The organism is Ventosimonas gracilis (genome assembly GCF_001580025.1).
GTDB classification, from domain to species: Bacteria; Pseudomonadota; Gammaproteobacteria; order Pseudomonadales; family Pseudomonadaceae; genus Ventosimonas; species Ventosimonas gracilis.
Genome location: NZ_LSZO01000026.1, coordinates 1 through 7,158, shown reverse-complemented (window position 1 = coordinate 7,158; position 7,158 = coordinate 1). Strand labels below are relative to the sequence as shown.

Genomic DNA, 7,158 nt, shown 5'->3' with positions numbered 1-7,158 from the left:
TGATTTTCGAACGTTTGAAGTACCTATTTTTACCAGTCATATCAGGAAGTTATCATGCCATAAAAACATGTTTGCTTCCTAAGACCCAAAATAAAAAAGGATAAAAACATGGAAAAACAACAAAAAGCCACATCCCTTCGCAGATTTTTGGCTTTACTGGCCTTGCTCTGGATACCGGCTGCATTGAGTGAGCAGCCTGATCACTCATCCCACTATGGCGGCACGCTAAGGCTGCTGGCGGTCGCTTCCGATGGAACACTCGACCCGCATATCAATTACAGCTCGCTGAATTGGCCGTTCTATGCCTACACCCATGATGGGCTGGTGACATTTAACAAAGTAGGCGGCGCCGCAAGCGTGCAAGTCGTCCCCGATTTAGCCGAGCGAATGCCGGATATTTCAAGTGACGGCTTAAGTTATCGATTTAAGCTGCGCCAAGGAATTAAGTTTTCCAATGGCAAAGAACTTTCCGTAGAAGACGTGCTCGCTTCTTTTCGACGGATTTTTAAAGTATTCGGCCCGACTTCCGGCAGTTTTTATAACGACATTGTTGGCGCGGAACAATGCTTGGCAGAGCCTGCCACTTGCACGTTAGAAGGCGGAGTAGTGGTGGATGCCGACAGCAATAGCGTGACTATTAACCTGATGCAACCAGATGCTGAATTTCTCTACAAACTCGCCGTGCCGCATGCGGTGATTGTGCTTGCTGATACGCCTTCACACGATATGGGCAACCAGCCCATCGCGGGTACCGGCACTTATCAATTTGAGCACTACGACCCGAACGCGAGGTTGACTTTGGTGCGCAATCCGCATTTTAGGGAGTGGAGCAGGCAGGCACAGCCCAAAGGCTATCCAGATCGTATCGAATACCGTTTTGGGGGAACAGAAGAGTCCGCCGTCAACGCCATTTTGAACGGGCAGGTGGACGGCATGTATGAACCGGTACCGGTAGGCAGGCTGGCGGAACTGAGCGTTAATTACCCCAAGCAACTGCACCTATCATCAATGAATGCTTGGTGGTACGCACCGCTTAACGTCAATTTGCCGCCTTTTGATGATGTGCGTGTGCGGCAGGCGCTTAACTATGCGGTTGACCGTGATGCTCTGGTTGCGCTGTTTGGTGGTGCAGCGCTGGCAGCACCGGTTTCACCATTCTGCCGCCGTATATGCCCGGCCATAGGCCGTATTGCGATTACACGCTTAACCCGGGTGAACAGTGGAGTGCGCCGGATATGGATAAAGCGCGTGCTTTTGTGGAGGCACCCGGTACGCGTGGGCAAAAAGTCACGGTGGTCAGTGAAGACTCGGTGACATCGCGTGCTGTGGGTGCTTATCTGCAAAGCGTATTGACCGATTTGGGTTATGACGCGGCGTTGCAGTCAATTTCCGGCGATATTCAGTTCACCTATATCCAAAACAGCAACAACAAGGTGCAGATTTCCGTTACCCAGTGGTATCAGGACTATCCCGCACCATCGAACTTCTTGCACGTGCTGTTTGGCTGTGACAGCTTTACCACGGGTTCGGATTCCTCGGTGAATATGTCGGGATTTTGTGATAAGTCATTGGATCATCGAATGAAGGCCGCCATGCGTCTCGCCGTTACCGATGAGCTCGCTGCCCATCAGGAATGGGGGCGTATCGACCGCGATATGATGAAACTTGCGCCGGTGGTTCCGTTGTTTACCCCCAAACATATCGACCTGATTTCAAAGCGTGTCGGCAACTACCAGTTTTCCAGCCGCTACCGTTGGTTGCTGAGCAATTCCTGGGTCAAGTAAGCGCCGGGTTGGTCGATAAAAAACGGCAAGACTTGTCGCCGAGCCGTCTTGCTGGCAGAGTAACGCGCCCGGCACAGCACAAAAAAACTAACGAGTGGAGCAGTCATAATGCACAACCTACAAAAATCCTCCCGTTTATTGCCTGCGCTGTTCGCGCTGTTTTGCGTCCATGCGGCCAGCGCTGCTGCGGACGAGCCGGTGCACTACGGTGGCACCATGCGGCTTTTGGGCGTTTCCTCAGAAGGCACGCTCGACCCGCACATCAACTACACCGCGCGTTATTGGATGCTCTACAACTACAGCTATGACGGGTTGATGGCATTTAAAAAAGCCGCCGGTGAAGAAGGCACGCAACTAGTACCCGACCTTGCCGAGGCCATGCCACAGGTTTCCGCCGATGGCCTCAGTTACCACTTCAAACTGCGCCAAGGCATTGCCTTCTCCAACGGCAAAATGCTGACCGTGGATGATGTAAAGGCTTCCTTGCAGCGGATTTTTAAAGTGCTAAGCCCGACTTCGGGCAGCTTTTATAACGGTATTGTCGGTGCGGAACAATGCTTGGCAGAACCGGCCACTTGTACGTTGGAAGGCGGCGTAGTGGTGGATGCCAAGACGAGCAGCGTCACCATCAACCTAACCCAGCCGGATGCCGAATTTCTCTACAAACTCGCTGTGCCGCACGCCGCCATTCTGCCCGCCGATACGCCCGCACAGGACATGGGCAACCAGCCCATCCCCGGCACTGGCAGCTATGCGTTTGAAAGCTATGACCCAAATGCCTCGCTAACGCTGGTGCGCAACCCGTATTTTCAAGAATGGAACAGGCAAGCCCAACCCAAGGGCTATCCCGACCGCGTTGAATACCGCTTTGGCGGCACCGAAGAATCAGCGGTGAATGCGGTTTTAAACGGGCAGGCGGACTGGTTTTACGAGCCGGTACCGAGCGGGCGGCTGGCGGAACTGAGCGCCAGTCATCCGCAGCAACTACGTGTCTCGCCGTTGATTGCTTGGTGGTACGCGCCGCTTAATGTCAACCTGCCGCCCTTTAATGACGTGCGCGTGCGGCAAGCGCTTAATTACGCAGTTGATCGTGATGCCTTGGTCGCCCTGTTTGGCGGCTCGGCGCTGGCCTCGCCGGTATGCAGCATTTTGCCGCCGGGCATGCCCGGGCATAGCGATAACTGCGCTTACACGGAAAACCCCGGCGAGCCTTGGAGTGCGCCGGATATGGACAAAGCCCGTGCGCTGGTGAAAGCCTCCGGCACGGCGGGGCAAAAAATCACCGTAGTCAGTGATGATTCGGTGAGTTCCCGCGCCGTTGGCACTTACTTGCAAAGCGTGCTGAGCGATTTGGGTTATGACGCGGCGTTGCAGTCGCTTTCCGGCGACATTCAGTTCACCTATATCCAAAACAGTAACAACAAAGTGCAAATTTCGGTCAGCCAGTGGTATCAGGACTATCCCGCACCATCGAACTTCCTGCACGTGTTGTTTGGCTGCGACAGCTTTACCCCGGGATCGGATTCGTCGGTCAATATGTCCGGCTTTTGTGACAACACCCTCGATAAGCGGATGAAAGCCGCCATGCAACTGGCCGTCACCAATCCAGCAGCCGCCGTGCTGGAATGGCAGAGGATTGACCGTGACACCATGCAGCTTGCCCCAGCCGTGCCGCTGTTTACCCCGAAGAATGTCGATTTGGTCTCGCAGCGCTTGGGTAATTACCAGTTTTCCCTACAGTTTCACTGGCTGTTTGGCAGTGCCTGGGTGCAATAAAGCCGATGCCATCGAATAGCTTGGGCGGACTGTTGCGCCGCAAGGCGGCGCTGTTTGCCTTGGCCGGACTGCTGCTCATTGTCAGCGCAACCCTGCTTGCGCCGCTTTATGCCAAGTATGTTTCCGGCACAGACCCGTTTCGCCCGGGGCTTTCAAAAAAAATCCTTATCGACGGCAAGCGTGTGGCGGTGATGCAGCCGACTACCGAAGGTTTGGGACTTGGCGTTACGCCGATTGGCCCGACTTGGCGCGGGGCGTATTTATTGGGCGCGGATGCACAGGGGCGTGATGTCGCCGCGCGGCTTTTATACGGCGGGCGCAATTCATTGCTGATTGCCGGAAGTGCCACCTTATTGTGCCTTACCATTGCCGCGCTGATTGGCATCAGTTCAGGTTTTTTAGGCGGCGCGGTGGATGGCGTTTTGTCCAATCTGATGGATATTGTCTGGGCGTTTCCGGTCTATCTGCTCGCCATTTCGCTGTCTATCGTGATGATTAACCAGAGCTTTTCCATCGGCGGTTGGGAAATCTCATCGAGCAGCCTGCTGGTGCCGATTTTGATTATCGGGCTGGTCTATGTGCCTTACGTTAGTCGCCCCATTCGCGGCAAGGTGCTTGCCCTTAAGCACAGCGAATTTGTGCAGGCCGCGCAAGGCTTGGGGCTTTCCCCGCTGCGCATTCTACTGCGGCATATCCTGCCCAATGTGGCCGGCACCTTGATTGTCTTTGCGCCGATGCTGCTTGCGCTCAATATCGTGATTGAAAGCTCGCTGTCGTTCCTTTCCGTCGGCGTGCAACCGCCGGCGGCGAGTTGGGGCACGATTTTGCAGGACGGGCAGAGCCTGCTCTATGCACGGCCGATGGTCGCACTTGCGCCGGGGCTTGCCATTATGCTGACCGTGCTGCTGCTTAATCTGCTGGGCGACGTGCTGCGCGATGTGCTCGACCCCAAATCGGCAAGAGGCCGCTAAGCCATGATGGCGACGGTATTGGCTCGTTTGCTGCGCATGTTGCTGGTGATGTTCGGCCTGTCGGTGATTTGTTTTGCGATTTTTTTCGCCACCCCCGCCGCCGACCCGGCCGCGCGTATCGCCGGTCGCAACGCCGCACAGGAAACCTTGGAGGCAGTGCGCCGCGATTTTGGCCTCGACCGGCCGCTTTACGTGCAATACGCCAAGATGATGCAGCGCCTGTTTATTACGCAGGATTTAACCTCCTTCGCCAATCGTGGCCAGCAGATTATTCCGGCCATTCGCGCGGCGGCTCCGGCGACCTTATCGCTGGTGCTGGGCGCTGCGGTTTTTTGGATGCTGGGAGCCATGCTGGTCGGTATTCTTGCGGCGATTTGGCATGGTCGCTGGCTGGATAGGGTGCTGATGGGCTTTTCCATGATGGCGGTTGCCATGCCGGTCTTTTGGGTCGGCGAGATGGTTAATCTCATCAGCCAAAGCCGCCTGCACGACACTTGGTTGTTCTCTTGGGTACCGCCGCTGGGCTACGTGCCGCTTAGCGAAAATCCGGCGCTTTGGTTTAAATCCCTGCTGCTGCCTTGGTTGACACTGGCGCTGCTCTATATCGGCTTGTACGGGCGCATGCTGAAAACCGGCATTATCGAAACCCTGCAGGAAGACTACATTCGTACCGCGCGTGCCAAAGGCTTGTCCACGCGGCGAGTGCTGCTTAAACACGCCACGCGCAGCGCGGTTATCCCGATTGTGATTATGTTCGGCATGGATTTTGGCGTACTGGTTGGCGGCGCAGCGGTACTGACCGAGGTGGTCTTTGGCATTAACGGGGTAGGGCGGCTGACCTGGCAGGCGCTCAAAGTGCTGGACTTGCCGATGATTATGGCAAGCGTCCTGTACGCGGCATTTTTTGTGGTGATTGCCAATGCCTTGGTGGATTTGTTGTGCTTGTGGATTGACCCAAGGATGCGCCGCCGGTGAATGAAATTCTCCAAATCCGTGGCTTAAATGTTGCCTTTTTGGGCGCGGGCGGGCGATTTGTGCCGGTGGTCGAGGATTTATCCCTATCGATTGAAGCGGGCAAAACCTTGGCGCTGGTCGGCGAATCCGGCTCTGGCAAAAGCGTCACAGCGCTTTCCATCATGCGCCTGCTCGACGGCGCAACCAGCAAGCTCAGTGGCGAAATCCGGCTGGACGGCCACAATCTGTTGGCAATGGATGAGGCCGGATTAAACCGCCGCATCCGCGGCCAGTGCGCAGCGATGATTTTTCAGGAACCGATGACCAGCCTGCACCCGCTGTATCCGGTTGGCGAGCAGATTGTCGAAGCGCTGCGTGCGCACCGAGCACTGTCATGCCGAGAAGCGCGGCAGGAAGCCGTCCGCCTGCTCGAACGGGTGCGCATTCCCTCGGCGGCGCAGCGCATGGATGATTTTCCCCATGCGTTTTCCGGCGGCATGCGCCAGCGCGTGATGATTGCGATGGCACTCGCGTTGCGCCCAAAGCTGCTTATCGCCGACGAACCGACCACTGCGTTGGATGTCACCGTACAAAGTGAAATCCTCGACCTGCTGAAGGATTTGCAGGATGAGTTCGGTATGGCAATGCTCTTTATCACCCACGATATGGCGCTGGTCGCTGAAATGGCCGATGAAGTGCTGGTGCTCTGGCGGGGTAAAACCGTTGAATACGGCGCTTCCTCAGCGTTATTCCATGCGCCGAAGGCCATCTATACCCGCGCCCTGCTCGAAAGCGTGCCGGTGCTGGGCAGCATGCGCGGCGAAGCTGCACCTAAGCGCTTTGCCGAGATTGATTTGGCAACGGGCGAAACGCATTCGCCACAGCCGCTAACCCGCAGGCCAGAGCCAAGCAAAACACTGCTGGAAGTGAACGGATTGTGCGTCCGTTTTGAGTTGCGCGGCGGTTTATTAAGCCGTCCCAAGGCTCGGGTGCATGCGGTGGAAAATCTGTCGTTCACACTCTGTGCCGGTGAAACCCTGTCACTGGTCGGCGAATCCGGCTGCGGCAAATCCACCAGCGGCAAAGCCATTACCCGTTTGCTAGCCGCGAGCGGCAGTGTGCGCGTGGCTGGCGAACAGTGGCTTGCTCTAAATGGCCGCGAATTACGAAAACGCCGCTGCCAAATCCAGATGATTCCACAAGACCCACTCGCCAGCCTGAACCCAAGAATGCGCGTGGGGCAGGCGTTGATGGAACCGTTTTTGGCGCACGCTTTGGGTAATCGTTCGGCGGCGCAACAACGCGCGATAGAGCTGATGGAACAAGTCGGCCTGTCGCCTGCCATGCTGGAACGCTATCCGCATGAGTTTTCCGGTGGGCAGCGCCAGCGGCTTTGTATCGCACGCGCCCTGATGCTGTCCCCACAGATTTTGATTGCCGATGAAGCGGTTTCCGCGCTGGATGTGTCGGTTAAGGCGCAAGTGGTCAATCTGCTGCTGGATTTGCAGGAAGACCTTGGCATTGCACTGCTTTTTATCTCGCACGATATGGCACTGGTTGAACGCATCAGTCACCGCATTGCCGTGATGTATCTGGGTGAAATCGTCGAAATCGGCCCGCGTGCGGCAGTGCTGGAAAACCCGCAGCATCCTTACACGCAGCGGTTAATCCAG

General features: G+C 56.1%; 5 protein-coding genes and 1 pseudogene. All 6 read left to right on the top strand.

The genetic code is table 11. The features are described from left to right. Positions 1 to 108: 108 nt before the first annotated feature. Positions 109 to 1,128, top strand: a pseudogene (locus AXE65_RS14260) (ABC transporter substrate-binding protein); the annotation flags it as partial. A 41-nt stretch (positions 1,129 to 1,169) separates the two neighbouring features. Continuing rightward, the gene (locus tag AXE65_RS14255) at positions 1,170 to 1,784 is read left to right on the top strand and encodes an ABC transporter substrate-binding protein (protein WP_275574850.1); all 615 of its coding nucleotides are present in this window, start codon (positions 1,170 to 1,172) and stop codon (positions 1,782 to 1,784) included. A gap of 108 nt (positions 1,785 to 1,892) precedes the next feature. Then, positions 1,893 to 3,560, top strand: coding sequence for an ABC transporter substrate-binding protein (locus tag AXE65_RS01605; protein ID WP_079213992.1), 1,668 nt, complete (start codon positions 1,893 to 1,895; stop codon positions 3,558 to 3,560). Positions 3,561 to 3,565: 5 nt separating this feature from the next. Then, positions 3,566 to 4,531 carry an ABC transporter permease gene (locus tag AXE65_RS01600; protein WP_068387088.1) on the top strand — a complete coding sequence of 322 codons (966 nt, stop codon included), beginning with the start codon at positions 3,566 to 3,568 and terminating at the stop codon, positions 4,529 to 4,531. Between the two features lie 3 nt (positions 4,532 to 4,534). Next, on the top strand, positions 4,535 to 5,506 hold the full coding sequence (locus tag AXE65_RS01595; RefSeq protein WP_068387085.1) for an ABC transporter permease: 972 nt from the start codon (positions 4,535 to 4,537) through the stop codon (positions 5,504 to 5,506). Continuing rightward, positions 5,503 to 7,158 (top strand): ABC transporter ATP-binding protein (locus AXE65_RS01590; protein WP_068387081.1); only part of this gene is annotated, 1,656 nt, incomplete at its 3' end. The genes AXE65_RS01595 and AXE65_RS01590, both read left to right, overlap by 4 nt.

Excerpts from the sequence above, each read along its gene's own strand:
- AXE65_RS14255 (WP_275574850.1), top strand. The coding sequence starts at position 1,170 with ATGCCCGGCCATAGGCCGTATTGCGATTACACGCTTAACCCGGGTGAA.
- AXE65_RS01605 (WP_079213992.1), top strand. The coding sequence starts at position 1,893 with ATGCACAACCTACAAAAATCCTCCCGTTTATTGCCTGCGCTGTTCGCG.
- AXE65_RS01600 (WP_068387088.1), top strand. The coding sequence starts at position 3,566 with ATGCCATCGAATAGCTTGGGCGGACTGTTGCGCCGCAAGGCGGCGCTG.
- AXE65_RS01595 (WP_068387085.1), top strand. The coding sequence starts at position 4,535 with ATGATGGCGACGGTATTGGCTCGTTTGCTGCGCATGTTGCTGGTGATG.